The following is a 16180-nucleotide window of genomic DNA, read 5'->3' on the forward strand; positions in this document are numbered from 1 at the left end:
CGCCCCTGAATGACCCCCCCTGGAGATATCGTTCCGATTAGTCGCTGGCGTGTTGCTCATTCTCGCCAACGGCTTCTTCGTCGCCATCGAGTTCGCACTGACGCGAGCACGGCAGTTCACCAGAGGTGAGTTCATCGGCGAAACGGCCGCACTCGAGCGCGCCTGGGAGATGACACAGAATCTCGAAATCTATCTGACGACCTGTCAGGTCGGCATCACCGCCTCCAGCATCGCGGTGGGTATCGTCGCCGAGCCGGCGCTGGCGGCGCTGTTCGAACCGTACTTCGCGAACACGGCGCTGGCCTCCGTCGGCGCTGGCGCCATCATCGCTTTCGGTATCATCAATCTCGTCCATCTCACCCACGGCGAACAGACGCCGACGTATCTCGGCGTCGAGCGCTCGCGACTGGTGTGCCGATACGGCGCGACGCCACTGTATTGGTTCAACGCGTTGATTTCGCCGATAATCACCCTCGGAGACTGGGTGGCGAAGGCGACGCTGAAACTGTTCGGCATCGAGATGACCGGCGCGTGGTTGGAGACCGAGGAGGACATCTTGGAGAGCCGCGCGGACCTCCGGAACCGTATCGACACTCTGCTGGACGAGGGTGACCTCAACGACGAGCGTCGCGAGGAGGTTCTCAACGCCCTGGCGGTGGACGAACTCCCGGTTAGCGACATCATGGTCGACCCGGCGGACATCATCGCCCTGTCGACGACGGATTCCGTCGAGGCGAACCTCGAACGCATCCGGGAGACGCCCCACACCCGATTCCCGCTCCTTGGCGAGGAACCCACCGACTTCCGCGGCATCGTCTATGCACCCTCGATTCTGAACAACATCGAGCGCCTACAGGCCGAGGAGGTCACCTTCGAGGACATCGCCGCACCGCCGATGACCCTCGCCGCCGATACGAGCATCAGCGACGCCTTCGACCAGTTTCAGGCCGAAGGGCAGGAACTCGCCTTGGTGTTACGCGACGGCGAAGTCGTGGGGCTGATGACCGCCACCGACGCCCTCGAAGCCGTCATGGGCGAACTCGAGGACCCGCTGGACGAAGCCCACCGATAGCGTTTTCGCCCGATTGATGGCCGAGCGTCACTACTCTTCGGCGTCTTCCTCATCTTTCGGTGGGCGTTTCGAGAGCCTATCGAATCGGCTCTGGGCACCCTCTTTTCGCCGTTCCGTTTCCTCGGCGTCGTACGTCGCTTCGCGGAGTTCCCCGTCGGCGACCACGATATCGAGGACTGCGTCGGCGTGACGGGCCGGTTCCGGTAACGCCTCGGGGTCGACGAGGAGTTCCTCGCCGACGCCGTCGGCTTCCGGAATCACCGCCGCGATTCCGTCTTCGATGCGGTCGACCACCGCGACGTAGCGCCCGTCTGGAATCATGAGTACTCCTCCGTGAGGACACGTTCGCCCGCCGCGTTCGTCACGATTACGGTGTCGCCAGCGTTGTTCCAGACCGGGCTGTCGGCCCCCCAGTACAGTTCCGTATCGGTGTCGGTGCCGCTCCCGGTGTAGACGGTGACTGTCTCGCCGGCCGAAAGCGTCAATTCGGGGAAGGTGTACGTTTTGTCGGCTTCGTCCCGGAGCGTCCAGCCGCGCAAATCGAGCGGACCGTCCCCGGCGTTGCGGAAGGTCACGTACTCGTCGTTGAGGTTCTCGCGGTCGTCGCCGTCAGCGTCGGCGTGAATCGTCTCGACGACCAGTTCACCCTCGGTTTCGGTGCCGCCGTCGGCCCGCGCCGTCTCGGTCGGGGTCGACGTTGTCGACGGCGCAGCGCCGATTCGGGCGCGCTCTTCCAGCGCCGTCGTCGTTCCCGGGTCGACCCGCGCCGCGTCGCGAATCGACAGCGGGTCCGTCGGGGCGTCAGCCTGTGTTCGGACGGAGACGCCCTCGCCGTTGGTGACGAAGACGACGTTACCGTGGGTCGCCGTCCAGAAGGTCGGAATCGACCGCTCGGAGAACGCCTCAAGCACCTCGTCGTGTGGGTGGCCGTACTGGGAGTCGTACGCGCTCGAAACGACGGCGGCCTTCGGGTCGACGGCATCGAGCAGCGTCTCGCTGCTGGAACTGCTGCTCCCGTGGTGGCCGGCCTTGTACACCGTCGAGCCCAGCCCCGAGCCGTACTCCTCGACGAGTCGTCGCTCGGCGTCCTCCTCGGCGTCGCCAGTGTAGAGGAAACTCGTCGAACCGTAGGAGAGTCGGAGGACGATGCTGTTCTCGTTTCGGTCCTCGCCGTCGACGTAGGGTTCGGGCGGCCCGAGCACCTCGGTTTCGACGCCGTCGAACGGAATCGAATCGCCGGCTCGCGTCTCGTATAGCGTCACGTCGTGGCGCTCGATGGCGTCGAGGTACTCCCCGTAGGTGGCGGTACTCGCGGCGATACCGGGGTCGTACACCGCGCCGATACCGTCGGCTTCGGTCTCGAAGTACTCGATGACGGCCGCGTTGCCGCCGATGTGGTCGGCATCGTTGTGGGACGTGACGAGGTAGTCGATGCGGTCGATGTCCTGTCGCTGGAGGTAGTCGATGACGTACTCGCCGTCGTCGTTGTAGTGGCCGGTGTCGATGAGCATCGTCTCACCCGTCGGGCCGACGACGAGCGTACTCACCGACTGGCCGACGTTGATGTTGTGGACGGCGACAGTTCCGTTGGTCGAGATGCTACCGGACTCTGGCGTCGGTGTCGAATCGTCCTCGATGGAGACGGGCGCGGCCGAACAGCCGGCGAGGACGACCGCACAGACGAGGAAAACGACTGCGAGCGGACGAACTGATGACACGGCAATTCGTTCGAACGGGAGGCGTATAGATGCGTGGGTCGGACCGACGAGTGGTGATTCTATATTACGATATACAGTTTATCGCGTTCGGCTGGCGCCACTCTTTTTATACTACCATCGGTCGGTTCGTGGGCTATGGCAGTCCATTACGAACGCGAGGGACCGGTCGCCGTCGTCACGGTCGACCGCCCCGGACGGCGCAACGCCATCGACAACGAAACCGCTGAATCCCTCGGCGACGCGTGGGCGCGCTTCGAGGAGGACGACGACGCCCTCGTCGGCGTGTTGACCGGCAGCGAAGGGACGTTCTCCGCGGGTGCAGACCTCAAAGCGATGGACTTAGAGGACCGACCGGAGGGGTGGCTCGGGTTCACGCGGACGCGCGTCTCGAAGCCGACCATCGCGGCCATCGAGGGCCACTGCGTCGCCGGCGGACTGGAAATGGCTCTCTGGTGTGACCTCCGTATCGCGAGTGCATCCGCCGTTTTCGGCTGTTTCGAGCGCCGCTTCGGCGTCCCGTTAGTCGACGGCGGTACACAACGGCTCCCACACGTCGTCGGACTGGGCCGGGCCCTGGACATGATACTCACCGGGCGGGAAATCGACCCCGAGACTGCCACGGAGTGGGGACTGGTCAACCGGCTCGTCGGCGAGGGAGAAGCACTTGACGCCGCGGTCCGGTTGGGCGAGACCGTCGCCGACTTCCCACAAGAGACGCTCCGGACGGACCGGGAAGCCGTCTACGACGGCCTCGGGTCGACGCTGGAACAGGGGCTGGCGGCCGAAGGCTGGCACGGGTCGCGTGCGCTCGACGTGGCCGAGGCCGGAGCCGACCGGTTTGCCGACGGAGCGGGCCGCAGCGGGGAAGGCGTCCCTGACGAGGAGTGACGCCCGGAATCGAATAATAAACTGCTATTCGCGATATAGAATCGTCGATTCCGTGCGGCACCCTTTTGCCGCCCGGGACGAATCTCCGCCCATGTCTCAGGGAGTACTCGAACGGGTCCGTCGTCCGGAGTACACCGGCGAGAATCGCTGTGTACCGTGTACGGCGACGAACCTCCTCATCGCTGCGGCGGTGACGGCGGCGCTTGCGGTGCTGGTGCCGCCCGCAGCCCTCGTCTTCGCCGTCGTCGCCGTCGGGAGCATCTGGCTCCGCGGATATCTCGTCCCGGGAACGCCCGAACTGACCAAGCGGTACTTCCCGGAGTGGCTGCTGGCGAAGTTCGACAAGGCGCCGGCGGCCGACCGCGAGCCGATTTCGGCCGAGGATTTCGACCCCGAGACGGTGCTGCTCGAATCGGGCGTCGTCGAGCCCTGCGAGGGCGACGACCTCTGTTTGACGGACGACTTCGAGCGGGCGTGGCAACGCCACATCGACGCGATAGCCGACGACGATGCCCTGCGAGCCGAACTCGCCGAACAACTGGGGCTCGATGCCGACGAAGTCACCTTCGAATCACACGGCGACGCCTACCTCGCTCGAAACGACACGACTCGAATCGGCCAGTGGGAGTCGCGGTCGGCGCTGCTGGCCGACCTCGCCGCGGCGACGGAACTCCCCGAGTGGGTCGAGTGGGACCGCCTCGATTCCCGGGCGCGGAGCCAATTGCTCAGCGGGCTGCGGGTGTTCGTCGAAACCTGTCCGAGTTGCGGCGGCCTCGTCACCGCCGACACCGAAACCGTCGAATCCTGCTGTCGTTCCCACACCGTCGTCGCCGTCGGCTGTGAGGACTGTGGCGATAGGCTGCTAGAAGTGCCGTACAACGAAGCCACCGCCTGACCACCTACTCCTCTTCGCGGAGCAGCCGGTCGACGATGACATCGGGGTCGAACCGTTCGAGGTCCCCGTATCCCTGGCCGGTGCCGAGGAAGAGAATCGGCTTCCCGGTGACGTGAGCGATGGAGATTGCGGCACCGCCCTGTGAGTCCGCGTCGGCTTTCGTGAGCACCGCACCGTCGATTGCTGCGGCGTCGTTGAACTCCCGGGCGCGGTTGGTCGCGTCCTGTCCGGCGACCGCTTCGTCGACGAACAGCGTCATGTCGGGGTCGACGACGCGGTCGATTTTCTCCAGTTGCGCCATCAGGTCGTTGGAGGTGTGCAGTCGACCGGCGGTATCACCCAACACCACGTCGATGTCGTGGGCCTCGGCGTACTCGACGGCGTCGTAGATGACCGCCGCCGGGTCCCCGCCCTGTTCGTGGGCGATGAGCTTCCGGTCGAGGTTCTCGGCGTGCTCGCGAATCTGCTCGTTGGCCCCGGCGCGGTAGGTGTCGCCGTTGGCCATCACCGACGAGAGGCCGCGCTCTTCGAGCCACTCGGAGAGTTTGGCGATGGTCGTGGTCTTGCCGACCCCGTTGACACCGGTGAAGACGATGACGACCGGTTTCTCCGTCTCGGCGATGCGACCTTCGAAGTCGAACTGTCCGACACCGATGACCTCGCGCAGGGCGTCGGCGATAGCTCGTTCGACGACCTGCTCGCCGGATTCGACCTGTTTGCGGGTCTCCCCGACCAACTGCTCGCGGATGCGGTCGGTGATTTCGCTGGCGACGCTCATCTCGACGTCGCCCTGCAGGAGTTCCAGTTCAAGCTGTTCGAGGGGCTCTTCGAGTTCCTCCTCGGTGATAATCGTCTTGCCGGTGGCCGCCAGTGCCGCCTTCTTCGCCAGTCCGGGGCCGTCGTCGTCGTCGGCCTCCGTCGAGTCGCTCTCGGCGTCGGAATTACCCACGACGTCCGGCGTTTCGGATGTTTCGGCGCCAGAATCGGCCTCAGCAGCCGCTTCCTCGGCGGCGTCGGCATCTCCGTCCTCGGCCTCCTCTTCGACGTCGTCTTTGAAGCGGCCGAGTTTGTCCTTCAGTCCGTCGAACATGTGGCCTTACTCGTCGTCCTGCTGGGACATCTGCTGCTGCATCTGCTGCATCTGCTGTTGCTGCATCTGCTGGGCGCGCTCTTCGAGGTTCTCGGATTCGGATTCGACTTCCTCGATTTCCGCTTCGAGTTCCTCGATGCGCTCGTCGAGGGTGTCCTTCTTCCGTTCCAGCGATTCGACTGCACCCTCGCTGTCTCGTTCGGCCGCGTAGCCGCCGCCGAGGCTGACGACGATCTCGTCGATGTCGGCGATTTCGGCACGGACGTAGGCGCCGCCGCCGAGCGGGACCTGGACCGTCGAGTCGCTGTCGAGCGTCTCGATGGCCTCGATGGCCTCGTCGATTTCGGACTGCTCGTCGCGGACGTCCTCGATTTCGGCCTCGATAGCCTCTTTCTCCTGCTCGAGTGCCTGCAGTTGCTGTTGGAGCTGCTGCATCGCGCCGCCGCCACCGCCACCACCGAGGCTCATGCCGACACCTCGTCGATGGAAATCTGCGTGCGCTTCAGACCGTGTTGGGAGCCGAACTGGGTGTACACGTGCTCGACCGCGACGTTTTCGTTCGGCGCGTCCAGTGTCTTCTCGAAGGCCTGCTCGCCGAACCGAGCAGGGAACGTTCCCGTAACAGTAAACTCACTCATACTACGTGATACGACGCGCGAGCGGGAAGTATCTTCCTCATCTTCCCTCCGAGTGTTCGCAGCCTCCAGCCACCAAATTACGCCGCCCTCCTGCGGTCGGCTGCTCGAAACCACCCGAACGGTTAACATCCTCGTCCGACAGTGTCACCCATGCCATACTGCCAACAGTGCGACAGAACTGTCGACGACGGGCGGTACTGCCCCGATTGTGGGTCGGAACTCGTCCAGCCGTCGGCGGACCGCAACCAGTGGGGAACGGAGCGAGAGACGGGTAGCGGCGCCGACGCCTCCGGATGGGGCGAACCCGCCGAAACGGCCGGGGAGCACTCGGAGCCGCAAACGGCACGGCCCGCAGAAACCGACGACGGGGAGGATTACTTCAAAAAGGGCCCGTTGGGGTTCGCGCTCACCTACCCCATCGCCGACGGCTGGGAGCAGATGCTCATAAGCGCCGGACTGCTGTTTCTGGCGGGACTGGTCATCTTCCCGTTCGTGTTCGTCTACGGCTACGCCTACCGACTCGGGCGGGCGGCCATCCGTGGCGACCATCGACCGCCGGAGTACGGCGACTGGGGCGGACTGTTCGTCGACGGCTTACTGATTTCGGTCGTCGGGATACCGGTGTTCATCGCGATGCTCATCGCAATCGCGGTTCCGGTCGGTCTGTCGACCGCCCTCGATGCGCCGTCGGTGATGCTGCTGGCGATACCGCTGTATCTGGCGACGCTGTACGTCGGCGGCGGCGTCCTGCCGACGTTCATGGCGACCGGAAGCGTCACCCGAACCTACAGCGGCCTCCGGTTTCTGGAGTTCGTCAAGACGACGAACTACCTGAAGGCACTCCTCTTCGGCTTCCTCGGGACGTTCGGAATCACCCTCGCGATGATGTTGGTGTTCCTCGTCCTGCTCATCACCGTCGTCGGGATTCTGCTGGCGTTCCCGCTTCTCATCCTCGTCCAGCCGTTCGTCGTCTTCATCCCGTTTTTGCTGTTCGCGTACTTCTACCGGGAGTCGATGCTGGAGGGTGTCGTGCCGGAACTGGAAAACGAGTCGACGCTCGGGTCGGAGTTCTGAATCCCGGCGTCAGTCGATGAAGCCGAGGGCGTCGTCGATGCGGCCCAACTCCGGCCCGGTGGTGTCCTCGCCGACGATGTAGCCGGAGGAGTTGGCGATGAGGCCCGAACCGACCAGCGGTCCGCCGTAGTTGACCGTCCCGATGTCGGCGTAGACGCCGAAGACGTCCTCTAGGGCGTCGAGTTCCTCGTCGGTCGTTTTCGGATGACACAGCACGCCCTCGTTGGTGACGACGGCGGCGGTGCCGACCGTTCGCACGTCCGCGAGCATCCCGCGTTCGACCGGCACGTCGAGTGCGTCCTCGACGGCCCGTATCGCCTTCCGCGAGAGGTCGGGATGGACGTACGCGCCCGTGTCGTTCGCCAACACGACGTTGCCGGCGGCGTTGATGCGGCCCGGGAGTTCGACGACCGGGAGGTCCGTCGCCTCCTCGATGCGGTCGCACTCGCGGTCGGTGGCCCGCTGGCTGACGAGCAGGCCGTTCTCGTTGCCGACGGCGAGGGCGCCGACCGTCGAGGACCCGGCGACGGTGGTCGGCACTGCGGGAACGTCGAGTTCGTCCTCGAAGTCCTCGCGTAGCGACTCCTCGAGGTCTGGACGAACGAGCAGACAGTCGTCCGTGGCCCGCGCGAAGACGCCGACGTAGGAAGAGCCGGAGAGGGCCGCGCGGAGCACGTTATGCGGTTTCGGCTTCCACGACGGCCTCGCCCTCTTCCTCGAAGCGGGCGGCCCGGACGCGGACTTTCTTCGGCGGTTTCGAGCGGCCGCGCGACCAGATTTCCTCGTTGATGGAGGGGTCCAGACGGACGGCGTCTTCCTCGACGTTGAAGTGCTGTGCGAGATGGGAGCGAACGAGGCTCATCGCCTTATCGGCGCGCTGGCCCTTCGACTCCGCGAGGATGTCTCGGAGCGGGACCGTCATGACGCGCTCGTCGAATTCGGCGCTCATTCGTCCGTGTCACTCCGACGCCAGTTGCGGCGCTTGTGGTTGCGCAGCGTGTCGCGGTCGGTCTTCATGATGACCCACGCGGGGACGCGGCTGTTCTGGTTCTCCAGTTTGGCCAGCCGCTTCTTTTTGGCCTTCGACTTCTTGCTCATAGTGTCGCTGTGTTCCCTCGCGGTGTTTAAATTCTTGTTCCTTTGGGTGCGAGGCGCCGAGCGTAGCGAGGGGCCTCGGAAAGACGAACGGCGAACGTAGTGAGCCGTGAGTTGGGCGCGAGAGCCCGACCGCGGGGAGAGGGCTCGAACGGAGTGAGGGGCCTCGTGAAGGTGAGCGAGGGGCTTCGAAGAACGAACGGTCACAGCGGAAACCGCTCGAGAGTCTCGTATTCCGGTCCCGCCGGCGTCAGCGTACTCTCGGTGAGCCGCAGCTCTTCGACGTGAAGCGTCCCGGCCTCGGGATGGGTCTCCTCGACTGTCTCTTGGACAGTCTCCTTTGCGGCGGCGTGGTCCATCCGCGCCAGGGTGACGTGGGGGGTAAACTCGTGGGATTCGGCGTCGTAGCCGAGTGCAGTCGTTTCGGCCTCCAGCGCTTCGTGAAGCGCGGTGAGTTCGGCGCTTCCGTCTTCGATACCCAACCAGACGACGCTGATGTACTCCAGCGAGGGGAAGACGCCCAATCCTTCGAATCGAGCGTCGAACGGGCCCACGTCGGCCGTTTCGACGGCCGTCTCGATAGCCGTCGACAGCGCATCGAGGTCGTGACCGCCGGCGGGACCGTCTCCGAGGAACTTCATCGTGATATGGGCGCTCTCGGGGTCGGTCGGGTTCAATCCGGGGCGGTCGGCGAACGGCGCTTGGGCCTCAGCGACCCCCTCGCCGAGGCCATCGAGGTCGACACTCACGAACAGTCGCATACGGGGCGATACGTTTCGAGCGAGCATAAAACACCGAACAGGGTACGGCCGCCGTCACGAGGCGGGCCCGTAGGCCTTAACCGCGCTCGCGGCCAACTCCCGGCTATGACTGACGAGGAACCCGACGACTCACACGAGTTCTCCGAGGGCCAGGGGTTCGGCGACCCCTACGATGGGTTCGACCTCGACCCGCCGGAGTTGGACATCGACCCGGGGATGGTAGACCCGGTGGACTCCCGTGTCGTCGCCGACACGCTCGACCGCCGGCAGATACCGGCGGACCAGGTCGACGCCGAGAGCCTCCTCGACGTGGGACTGGAGTACATGCGCATCAACCGCCACGAGCAGGCGACCGAGGCGTTCGAGCGCGTCGCGAACTTCGCCGACGACGACGGCATCGAACAGGAGGCGTGGGTGAACAAGGGCGCCGCCCACGCCGAGTTACAGGAGTTCCAGCGAGCCATCGAATCCTACCGAGAGGCACTCGCCATCGACGACGACTCCGAACACGCCGCCTCGGCGGAGACGAATCTCGCGTACGCGCTGTGGGAGTCCGGCCAGAGCGAACAGGCGCTCGAACACGCCGAACGCGCCGTCGAGTTGGACCCCCGGTTCCCGCAAGGGTGGTACAACCGTGGATTCTTCCTGCTCGAACGGGGACTGGCCGAGGACGCCGTCTCCTGTTTCGACAACGCACTCCGACTGGGCCACCGCAATCCCGACGTGCTGGAGGAGAAAGCCCGCGCACTCGAGGCGATGGGTGAAGACGACCGCGCCGAGGAAGTCGCCGAAGAGGCAGAGGAACTCAGACAGAACGCCGAGGAGAAACTCGTCGAGTCACGGGAGAAATGATGTTACTGCGGGAGCGGCCGACACAGGAGGGAACGCTCGTCTCCGTCTGTGACGCCGACGTACTCGGGGAAACCTTCGAGAACGGCGAGGTGTCGCTGACCGTCGAGCGGGACTTTTACGACGGCGAGGAGGCGACCGCCGAGGAGGTCGTCGCCAGCCTCTCGGGGGCGGCGGTGGCGAACCTCGTCGGCGACCAGGCGGTCCAAATCGCCGTCGAACACGGCTTCGTCGACAGCGAGAACGTCCTCGAGTTCGAGGAGACGGTCCACGCCCAGTACCTCCGGCTCTGAGTTCCGGGCCGAATATCTAAGAAATATAGAACAAACATCATGACGGCGGCGAGATGGCCCGGTAGAATTATTTGAGTCGGTAGTGAGTGTGCGAGTAAATGCCACTGGCCACACCCGTCTCACTGCCGTTTCTCATCGGGTACGTGGCCGCCATGGTGGTCGCCGGCGGGCTGTCGGGGTACTGTTTGTACCGGCGCTCCGGCCGGGTTTCGAGGGCGTTCGGCCTCACGATGGTCGCGGTGTTTTCGTGGTCCGTCGGCGCGCTCGGTCGGACGGCGGTCTCGACGGAGGCCGCCTGGTACGCCCTGACGCTCGTGATGTACGCCGGCGTCGTGGGGTCGACGGCCCTGTTTTTCGTTTTCACGGTCCGCTACACCGGGTCGAAGCCACGGGTGACGGGACGGCAACTCGCCGGCCTGTTCGTCGTTCCGGCCCTCTCGTTGCTCCTGTTGGCGACAAATCCGGTGCATGGCCTGTTCTTCGCCGGCGTCGAGCGGTCGACGATGGCCGGAACGGTCGTCTTCGAGACGACTGCCGGACCGTGGTTCTGGGTCCACTCGCTGTACAGTTACGCGCTGTTGGGTGGCGGGACCCTCCTCCTCGTTCGGTTCGCCGCGGGGAACCGGAGTCACTACCGGCGACAGGCGCTCCCGTTGCTCTTCGGCGTCGCCCTGCCGTGGGGGACGAACGTCGCCTACGTGTTCGGACCCGTCGGTGGCTTCCCCGTCGACCCGACGCCGGTCGGGTTCGCTCTCGGCGGCGTGTTCATCGCGTATGCGGTGTTCCGCGCCCGGTTGACCGACCTGACGCCGATTGCCCGGTCGTCGGTCGTCGACGCCATCGACGACGCGGTGTTCGTCCTCGACGACCGCCGGCGCCTCGTCGACTTCAATACCGCTGCGGCGTCGCTGCTCGACGCCGACGACCCGGTCGGCGAAGAGATATCCGACCTCCTTCCGGCGGCGCTCTCCGACGCCGACGGCGATGCGACGCCGCTCGACACCAGCGGCACGGAGCGGTGGTATCGCTCCCGGGAGGTCCCCATCGAAGGAATCGGTTCGGTTCTGCTGGTCAGCGACGTGACCGAACGGATGCGCCGACGGCGACAGCTTCGCGAGCAAAACGAGCGCTTAGAGGAGTTCACCCGCGTCGCCGCCCACGACCTCCGGAACCCGCTGAACGCGATAACGGGGTACACCGAGCTCGCCCGCGAGACGGGAGAGGTTTCGTATCTCGAACAGGTCGACCCGGCGACCGACCGCATGGAGACGCTCGTCGACGACTTGCTGACCCTCGGCGAGGAGGGACAGGTCGTCGAGGAGACCGAGCCGGTTCCGGTCGCGGAGGTCGCAGAGCGAGCCTGGGCGAACGTCGAGACGGACGACGCGACGCTTCAGGCGGTCGACGACGGGTGGATACTCGCCGACGAGACGCGACTGACGAACCTGCTCGAGAAACTGTTCCGGAACTGCGTCGAACACGCCCCCGGCGACGACGACAGCGTCACCGTTCGCATTGGGATGCTCTCGGACGGCTTTTTCGTCGCCGACGACGGCATCGGCATCCCGACCGACGCCCGGGCCGACGTGTTCGATTACGGCTATTCGACACACGGCGGGACCGGACTCGGCCTTCCCGTCGTCCGGAGTATCGCCGTCGCCCACGGGTGGGAGGTGTCGGTGACCGACTCGGATACCGGCGGAGCCCGCTTCGAGTTCCGGAGCGTCCAACTGCACGCCGGCCCGCAACGGGAGCGACCGGACGTCGACACCCCGTGGGGCCGGACGAAATAAGTAACCGGCAACCCGTGGCCGAAGTTTGAAGCCGTTTCCCGATGGGGTGGGCCCATGCAGATAACAGGCGTCAATCAGTACCACCTCGACCACACCCTGGAGGAGCCGTTCTACCCGACGTGGATTCCCGGCTACCCGCAGTCGACTCACGAACTCGAGTTGTTCGAAATCGAAACCGACGAGGGCATCACCGGCTACGGTGCCTCGCCGTCGTTCGCGGGCGGCCTCGACTACGAAACGCCGCTGGAGCTGTTTCTGACCGGCGAGGACCCCCACAACGTCGAGGGGATTCTCGGCAAACTGGAGACGGTCAACCTCGTCGGCCCGCGACCGTGGCACGTCGAGATGGCGCTGTGGGACATCATCGGCAAGGACGCCGACAAGCCCGTCTACGAACTGTTCGGTGCACAGGCCCGGGACATCCCGGTGTACGCCTCGACGGGCGAGGTGATGGACGCCGAGGAGCGAATCGACTACGTCGAAAAACGCGTCGATGAGGGCTTCGAGGCCGTCAAACTCCGGGTGACGGAAGTCGACCACATCGAGACGGTTCGGCGAGTGCGAGAGGCCTTCCCCGAGTTGACGCTGATGGTCGACGCGAACAAGGGGTGGGCCGTTCGCGTGATGGAAGACCCAATCGAGTGGTCCTTCGCCGACGCCTTGGAGTTCGCCCGCGGTCTCGACGAGGTCGGCGGCGTTGCGTGGCTCGAAGAGCCGCTGCATCGCCACGACTACGAGGGGTACAGTCGGCTCCGAGACGCCGTGGACGTCAACATCGCCGGCGGGGAGTTCAACAACGGCACCCATCACTTCCGGGAGTTCGTCCGGCAGGGGTCCCTGGACATCCTCCAGCCCGACGCGGCGCTGGCGACGGGGATTCGGCGGGCAGTCGACGTTGCGCGGATGGGACAGGAACACGGCCTCCAGTTCGTGCCCCACACCTGGACGAACGCCGTCGGCTTCGCGGCGAACCTGCAGGTGATGACCGCCGTCGGCAGTCCGTGGTGTGAGTACCCGATGGAGCCGCCGTGGACGCCCGACGTGTGGTCGTTCATGCTCGAAGACGGCTTCGAACACGACGACGGGACGATTCGCGCACCCGAGAAACCCGGCCTCGGCATCGAGATTCCCGACGGCGTGTTGGCCGACGCCGAGTAGCTCACTCCGCCGCGTCGCCGTCGAATCGGAACTCGAACCGTGCGCCGCCCGACTCGCTTTCCTCGACAGCGACCGACCAGCCGTGGGCGACGGCGATGCGGCGGACGATGGGGAGTCCGAACCCGGTTCCCGACTCGTGGTCGGTGTAACCGACCTCGAACACCCGTTCGCGTTCCGAGGCGGGAATGCCGGGGCCGTCGTCGGCGACGACGAAGCCGAACTCGGTCGGTTCGACGCGGACCGACACCGTCTCGCCACCGTGGATGACGGCGTTGGTGAAGAGGTTCTCGAGGAGTTGTCGGAGACGACCGGGGTCGGCGTCGATGGCCTCATCCTCGGTCGAGAGCGTCGCCTCGGCGGTTTCGACGTTCTCCCACGCCGTCTCGGCGACGTCGGCCAGCGAGACCGTCCGGACGTCACCGACCGTCCGGCCCTGTTTGGCGAGTGCGAGCAGGTTCTCGATGAGCGAGTCCATCCGGTCGAGCGCGTCGGCGGTCGCTTGGAGGTCCTCGTCGTCGTACTGCTCGCGGGCGAGGTCGAGCCGACCCTTGGCGACCGACAGCGGACTCCGGAGGTCGTGGCTGACGACGGAGGTGAACTCCTCTAACCGCTCGTTCTGTCGACTGAGTTCGCGGCGCTGTCTGCGGAGGACCTCCTCGCGGTCGGCGCGGCCCAGCGCGGCCCTCGTCGCCGTCGCGAGCAGTTTCGCCACCGTCACGTCGAGGTCGTCGAAGGCGTTCGGTTCCGTCGCGCCGAGATTCATCACACCGTACGCTCCCAACGGAATAACTATCTCCGAACGAATCACGGTGTCGGGGTTGTGAACCCCGTCGACGGACTGAACGTCGTCGTAAACCGTCATCTCGCCGGATTCGAAGGCCTGCCACGAGAGGCTCTCTCCAGAAGCGTACCTCGGGGGGTTCTCGAACAGTTCCTGACCGGGGTTGGCGACGGCCGCGGGGACGAGCGCGTCGGTCTCGTCGTCGTAGAGCCACACCCCGGTGACGGGCAGATCGAGGACCTGATTGGCGATTTCGACCGCCCGTTCACACACCTCCTGTTGTGTCGTCGCCGCCGAGAGGTCCGTCGTCGCCTGCTGGAGCGATTCGACGAGGTCGGCACGCCGCCGGGTCTGTGCGTCGTACCACCCGGCGAGAGAGCCCAAGAGCCCGCCGCCCGTCGCCGCCGCCGCGACGACGAACAGCGCCTCCGCGACGAGGACGCCCTCGACGAACTGGTGGGCGACGACGGCGGTCGAGACGACGCCGAGCGTGGCCGCACCGAGGAGGACCCACGCCGCGATAACCGGGACCACGTCGCGGTCGCCCCGATACAGCGCGATGGGGACCGCCGCAATCGCGACCGCGAGACCGAACGGGACGACGGCGCCGAGGATGGTTCCGGTGGCCAGCGTCTCGTGTGAGAGGGCGTGATAGGCGTGGACGACCGAGAGGAAGGCCCCGAATCCGAAGACGAGGGCCGTCGATGTCCGGCCGGAGAGCGAGAGACGCATCCACCACAGTATTCGCCCCCTGTCTCTTCAATCCCCACATAGCGGCCCGTAGGACCGAAGGAGTAACCAGCCTCCAACCCCTTTACCCGGTAATGAGCCAACAGGTCGAGCCACTCGACGTCGAGGCCCTCCGCGAGGACTTCCCGATTCTGCAGCGGGAGGTCAACGGGACGGACCTCGTCTATCTCGACAACGCGGCGACGACACAAACCCCCGAACAGGTCATCGGGGCCATCACCGACTACTACCGCAACTACAACGCGAACGTCCACCGGGGCATCCACCAACTGAGCCAGGAGGCGTCCATCGCCTACGAGGAGGCCCACGACCGCGTCGCGGAGTTCATCGGGGCGGCCGGCCGCGAGGAAATCGTGTTCACGAAGAACACCACCGAATCGATGAACCTCGTCGCCTACGCGTGGGGCCTGAACGAACTCGGCCCCGGCGACGAGGTGGTGCTCACGGAGATGGAACACCACGCCTCGCTCGTGACGTGGCAACAGATAGCCAAGCGCACGGGCGCCGACTGCAAGTACATCCCCATCACCGACGAGGGGCGACTGGATATGGACGCGGCCCGCGAACTCATCACCGACGATACGGCGATGGTCTCCGCGGTCCACGTTTCCAACACCCTCGGCACCATCAATCCGGTCTCCGAACTGGCCGACATCGCCCACGACCACGGCGCCTACATGTTCGTCGACGCCGCCCAGTCGGTTCCGAACCGCTCCGTCGACGTCGAGGAGTTGGACGCCGACTTCCTCGCCTTCTCCGGACACAAGATGGCCGGACCCACCGGCATCGGCGTCCTCTACGGAAAAGAACACATCCTCGAGGGGATGGAGCCGTACCTCTACGGCGGCGACATGATACTGAAGGTCACCTTCGAGGACGCGACGTGGAACGAACTGCCCTGGAAGTTCGAAGCCGGCACGCCGAACATCTGTGAGGGCATCGCGCTCGCGGCGGCCTGTGACTACCTCGAGGACATCGGGATGGAGGCGATTCAGCGCCACGAAGCCGAACTCGCCGAGTACGCTTACGACCGCCTCACCGAATGGGACGACGTGGAGGTGTACGGCCCGCCGGCCGACGACCGCGGCGGCCTCGTCGCGTTCAACGTCGAGGGACTCCACGCTCACGACCTCTCCAGTATCCTCAACGACTACGGCGTCGCCATCCGCGCCGGCGACCACTGTACGCAACCGCTGCACGACGTGTTGGGCGCGACCGCCTCGGCGCGCGCCTCGTTTTACCTCTACAACACGAAAGACGAGGTCGACGAACTGGTCGACGCCGTCGACGAGGCTCGGGAACTGTTCAGCTAAACGGGCCCGAAC

Annotated in this window: 19 protein-coding genes; 9 read left to right on the top strand and 10 right to left on the bottom strand. The window is 65.5% G+C overall.

Annotation, left to right across the window (positions count from 1 at the left end):
- The first annotated feature begins 49 nt into the window (after positions 1–49).
- Positions 50–1072 (top strand): hemolysin family protein, encoded by a 1023-nt coding sequence (locus HWX69_RS17825; protein WP_348642963.1) that lies wholly within the window; start codon positions 50–52, stop codon positions 1070–1072.
- A 30-nt stretch (positions 1073–1102) separates the two neighbouring features.
- Here the strand turns inward: HWX69_RS17825 and HWX69_RS17830 are convergent, their stop codons facing one another.
- Positions 1103–1393, bottom strand: coding sequence for a DUF3006 domain-containing protein (locus HWX69_RS17830; RefSeq protein WP_178915087.1), 291 nt, complete (start codon positions 1391–1393; stop codon positions 1103–1105).
- A complete protein-coding gene (locus HWX69_RS17835) occupies positions 1390–2790 on the bottom strand; it encodes a lamin tail domain-containing protein (protein WP_178915088.1) in 1401 nt (466 codons plus the stop codon). Before HWX69_RS17835 ends, HWX69_RS17830 begins: the two co-directional genes overlap by 4 nt.
- Positions 2791–2925: 135 nt before the next feature.
- On the opposite strand from HWX69_RS17835, the gene HWX69_RS17840 reads away from it, so the two are divergent.
- Together HWX69_RS17840 and HWX69_RS17845 are read left to right on the top strand one after the other, a co-directional pair.
- Complete coding sequence (locus tag HWX69_RS17840) at positions 2926–3678, top strand: crotonase/enoyl-CoA hydratase family protein (RefSeq protein WP_178915089.1); 753 nt, start codon at positions 2926–2928, stop codon at positions 3676–3678.
- Positions 3679–3769: 91 nt separating this feature from the next.
- Positions 3770–4573: a hypothetical protein gene (locus HWX69_RS17845; RefSeq protein WP_178915090.1), complete on the top strand. Its 804-nt coding sequence runs from the start codon at positions 3770–3772 to the stop codon at positions 4571–4573.
- A gap of 4 nt (positions 4574–4577) precedes the next feature.
- Here the strand turns inward: HWX69_RS17845 and ftsY are convergent, their stop codons facing one another.
- The 3 genes from ftsY to rpl18a are packed head-to-tail and all read right to left on the bottom strand — an operon-like array spanning position 4578 to position 6301.
- Positions 4578–5663 carry a signal recognition particle-docking protein FtsY gene (ftsY, locus tag HWX69_RS17850; protein WP_178915091.1) on the bottom strand — a complete coding sequence of 362 codons (1086 nt, stop codon included), beginning with the start codon at positions 5661–5663 and terminating at the stop codon, positions 4578–4580.
- A gap of 6 nt (positions 5664–5669) precedes the next feature.
- Positions 5670–6131, bottom strand: coding sequence for a prefoldin subunit alpha (gene pfdA, locus HWX69_RS17855; RefSeq protein ID WP_178915092.1), 462 nt, complete (start codon positions 6129–6131; stop codon positions 5670–5672).
- Positions 6128–6301, bottom strand: a complete 174-nt coding sequence (rpl18a, locus tag HWX69_RS17860) for a 50S ribosomal protein L18Ae (protein WP_156709614.1) — start codon at positions 6299–6301, stop codon at positions 6128–6130. The genes pfdA and rpl18a overlap by 4 nt, the downstream gene beginning before the upstream one ends.
- A gap of 150 nt (positions 6302–6451) precedes the next feature.
- On the opposite strand from rpl18a, the gene HWX69_RS17865 reads away from it, so the two are divergent.
- Positions 6452–7375 carry a DUF4013 domain-containing protein gene (locus tag HWX69_RS17865; protein ID WP_178915093.1) on the top strand — a complete coding sequence of 308 codons (924 nt, stop codon included), beginning with the start codon at positions 6452–6454 and terminating at the stop codon, positions 7373–7375.
- A gap of 9 nt (positions 7376–7384) precedes the next feature.
- On the opposite strand, the gene HWX69_RS17870 is transcribed toward HWX69_RS17865, so the two are convergent.
- The 4 genes from HWX69_RS17870 to thpR all read right to left on the bottom strand — a co-directional run bounded on the left by HWX69_RS17870 (position 7385) and on the right by thpR (position 9231).
- Positions 7385–8050, bottom strand: a complete 666-nt coding sequence (locus HWX69_RS17870; RefSeq protein WP_178915094.1) for a translation initiation factor IF-6 — start codon at positions 8048–8050, stop codon at positions 7385–7387.
- 1 nt (position 8051) lies between these two features.
- Positions 8052–8324, bottom strand: a complete 273-nt coding sequence (locus HWX69_RS17875) for a 50S ribosomal protein L31e (RefSeq protein WP_156709616.1) — start codon at positions 8322–8324, stop codon at positions 8052–8054.
- Complete coding sequence (locus HWX69_RS17880; protein WP_156709617.1) at positions 8321–8473, bottom strand: 50S ribosomal protein L39e; 153 nt, start codon at positions 8471–8473, stop codon at positions 8321–8323. The genes HWX69_RS17875 and HWX69_RS17880 overlap by 4 nt, the downstream gene beginning before the upstream one ends.
- Before the next feature lie 200 nt (positions 8474–8673).
- Positions 8674–9231, bottom strand: a complete 558-nt coding sequence (thpR, locus tag HWX69_RS17885) for an RNA 2',3'-cyclic phosphodiesterase (RefSeq protein ID WP_178915095.1) — start codon at positions 9229–9231, stop codon at positions 8674–8676.
- Between the two features lie 105 nt (positions 9232–9336).
- Here thpR and HWX69_RS17890 point away from each other — a divergent pair, with 105 nt between their 5' ends.
- The 4 genes from HWX69_RS17890 to HWX69_RS17905 all read left to right on the top strand — a co-directional run bounded on the left by HWX69_RS17890 (position 9337) and on the right by HWX69_RS17905 (position 13324).
- On the top strand, positions 9337–10083 hold the full coding sequence (locus tag HWX69_RS17890; protein ID WP_178915096.1) for a tetratricopeptide repeat protein: 747 nt from the start codon (positions 9337–9339) through the stop codon (positions 10081–10083).
- On the top strand, positions 10083–10373 hold the full coding sequence (locus HWX69_RS17895; protein ID WP_156709620.1) for a DUF424 domain-containing protein: 291 nt from the start codon (positions 10083–10085) through the stop codon (positions 10371–10373). Before HWX69_RS17890 ends, HWX69_RS17895 begins: the two co-directional genes overlap by 1 nt.
- A 98-nt stretch (positions 10374–10471) precedes the next feature.
- Positions 10472–12166 (top strand): sensor histidine kinase, encoded by a 1695-nt coding sequence (locus HWX69_RS17900; protein ID WP_178915097.1) that lies wholly within the window; start codon positions 10472–10474, stop codon positions 12164–12166.
- Positions 12167–12220: 54 nt separating this feature from the next.
- Positions 12221–13324, top strand: coding sequence for a mandelate racemase/muconate lactonizing enzyme family protein (locus tag HWX69_RS17905; RefSeq protein WP_178915098.1), 1104 nt, complete (start codon positions 12221–12223; stop codon positions 13322–13324).
- A 1-nt stretch (position 13325) separates the two neighbouring features.
- Here HWX69_RS17905 and HWX69_RS17910 read toward each other — a convergent pair whose 3' ends face one another.
- The gene (locus tag HWX69_RS17910; RefSeq protein ID WP_178915099.1) at positions 13326–14837 is read right to left on the bottom strand and encodes a sensor histidine kinase; all 1512 of its coding nucleotides are present in this window, start codon (positions 14835–14837) and stop codon (positions 13326–13328) included.
- Positions 14838–14929: 92 nt separating this feature from the next.
- On the opposite strand from HWX69_RS17910, the gene HWX69_RS17915 reads away from it, so the two are divergent.
- The gene (locus HWX69_RS17915) at positions 14930–16168 is read left to right on the top strand and encodes an aminotransferase class V-fold PLP-dependent enzyme (protein ID WP_178915100.1); all 1239 of its coding nucleotides are present in this window, start codon (positions 14930–14932) and stop codon (positions 16166–16168) included.
- The last annotated feature ends 12 nt before the right edge of the window (positions 16169–16180 follow it).

It is taken from the genome of Natronomonas gomsonensis, assembly GCF_013391635.1.
In the GTDB taxonomy this organism is placed as follows: domain Archaea; phylum Halobacteriota; class Halobacteria; order Halobacteriales; family Haloarculaceae; genus Natronomonas; species Natronomonas gomsonensis_A.

What these genes read in the sequence shown, in the direction of transcription:
- HWX69_RS17830 (WP_178915087.1), bottom strand. Translation starts at nt 1,393, where the DNA reads ATGATTCCAGACGGGCGCTACGTCGCGGTGGTCGACCGCATCGAAGAC.
- HWX69_RS17840 (WP_178915089.1), top strand. Translation starts at nt 2,926, where the DNA reads ATGGCAGTCCATTACGAACGCGAGGGACCGGTCGCCGTCGTCACGGTC.
- HWX69_RS17845 (WP_178915090.1), top strand. Translation starts at nt 3,770, where the DNA reads ATGTCTCAGGGAGTACTCGAACGGGTCCGTCGTCCGGAGTACACCGGC.
- ftsY (WP_178915091.1), bottom strand. Translation starts at nt 5,663, where the DNA reads ATGTTCGACGGACTGAAGGACAAACTCGGCCGCTTCAAAGACGACGTC.
- pfdA (WP_178915092.1), bottom strand. Translation starts at nt 6,131, where the DNA reads ATGAGCCTCGGTGGTGGCGGTGGCGGCGGCGCGATGCAGCAGCTCCAA.
- rpl18a (WP_156709614.1), bottom strand. Translation starts at nt 6,301, where the DNA reads ATGAGTGAGTTTACTGTTACGGGAACGTTCCCTGCTCGGTTCGGCGAG.
- HWX69_RS17865 (WP_178915093.1), top strand. Translation starts at nt 6,452, where the DNA reads ATGCCATACTGCCAACAGTGCGACAGAACTGTCGACGACGGGCGGTAC.
- HWX69_RS17875 (WP_156709616.1), bottom strand. Translation starts at nt 8,324, where the DNA reads ATGAGCGCCGAATTCGACGAGCGCGTCATGACGGTCCCGCTCCGAGAC.
- HWX69_RS17880 (WP_156709617.1), bottom strand. Translation starts at nt 8,473, where the DNA reads ATGAGCAAGAAGTCGAAGGCCAAAAAGAAGCGGCTGGCCAAACTGGAG.
- thpR (WP_178915095.1), bottom strand. Translation starts at nt 9,231, where the DNA reads ATGCGACTGTTCGTGAGTGTCGACCTCGATGGCCTCGGCGAGGGGGTC.
- HWX69_RS17890 (WP_178915096.1), top strand. Translation starts at nt 9,337, where the DNA reads ATGACTGACGAGGAACCCGACGACTCACACGAGTTCTCCGAGGGCCAG.
- HWX69_RS17895 (WP_156709620.1), top strand. Translation starts at nt 10,083, where the DNA reads ATGTTACTGCGGGAGCGGCCGACACAGGAGGGAACGCTCGTCTCCGTC.
- HWX69_RS17900 (WP_178915097.1), top strand. Translation starts at nt 10,472, where the DNA reads ATGCCACTGGCCACACCCGTCTCACTGCCGTTTCTCATCGGGTACGTG.
- HWX69_RS17905 (WP_178915098.1), top strand. Translation starts at nt 12,221, where the DNA reads ATGCAGATAACAGGCGTCAATCAGTACCACCTCGACCACACCCTGGAG.
- HWX69_RS17910 (WP_178915099.1), bottom strand. Translation starts at nt 14,837, where the DNA reads ATGCGTCTCTCGCTCTCCGGCCGGACATCGACGGCCCTCGTCTTCGGA.
- HWX69_RS17915 (WP_178915100.1), top strand. Translation starts at nt 14,930, where the DNA reads ATGAGCCAACAGGTCGAGCCACTCGACGTCGAGGCCCTCCGCGAGGAC.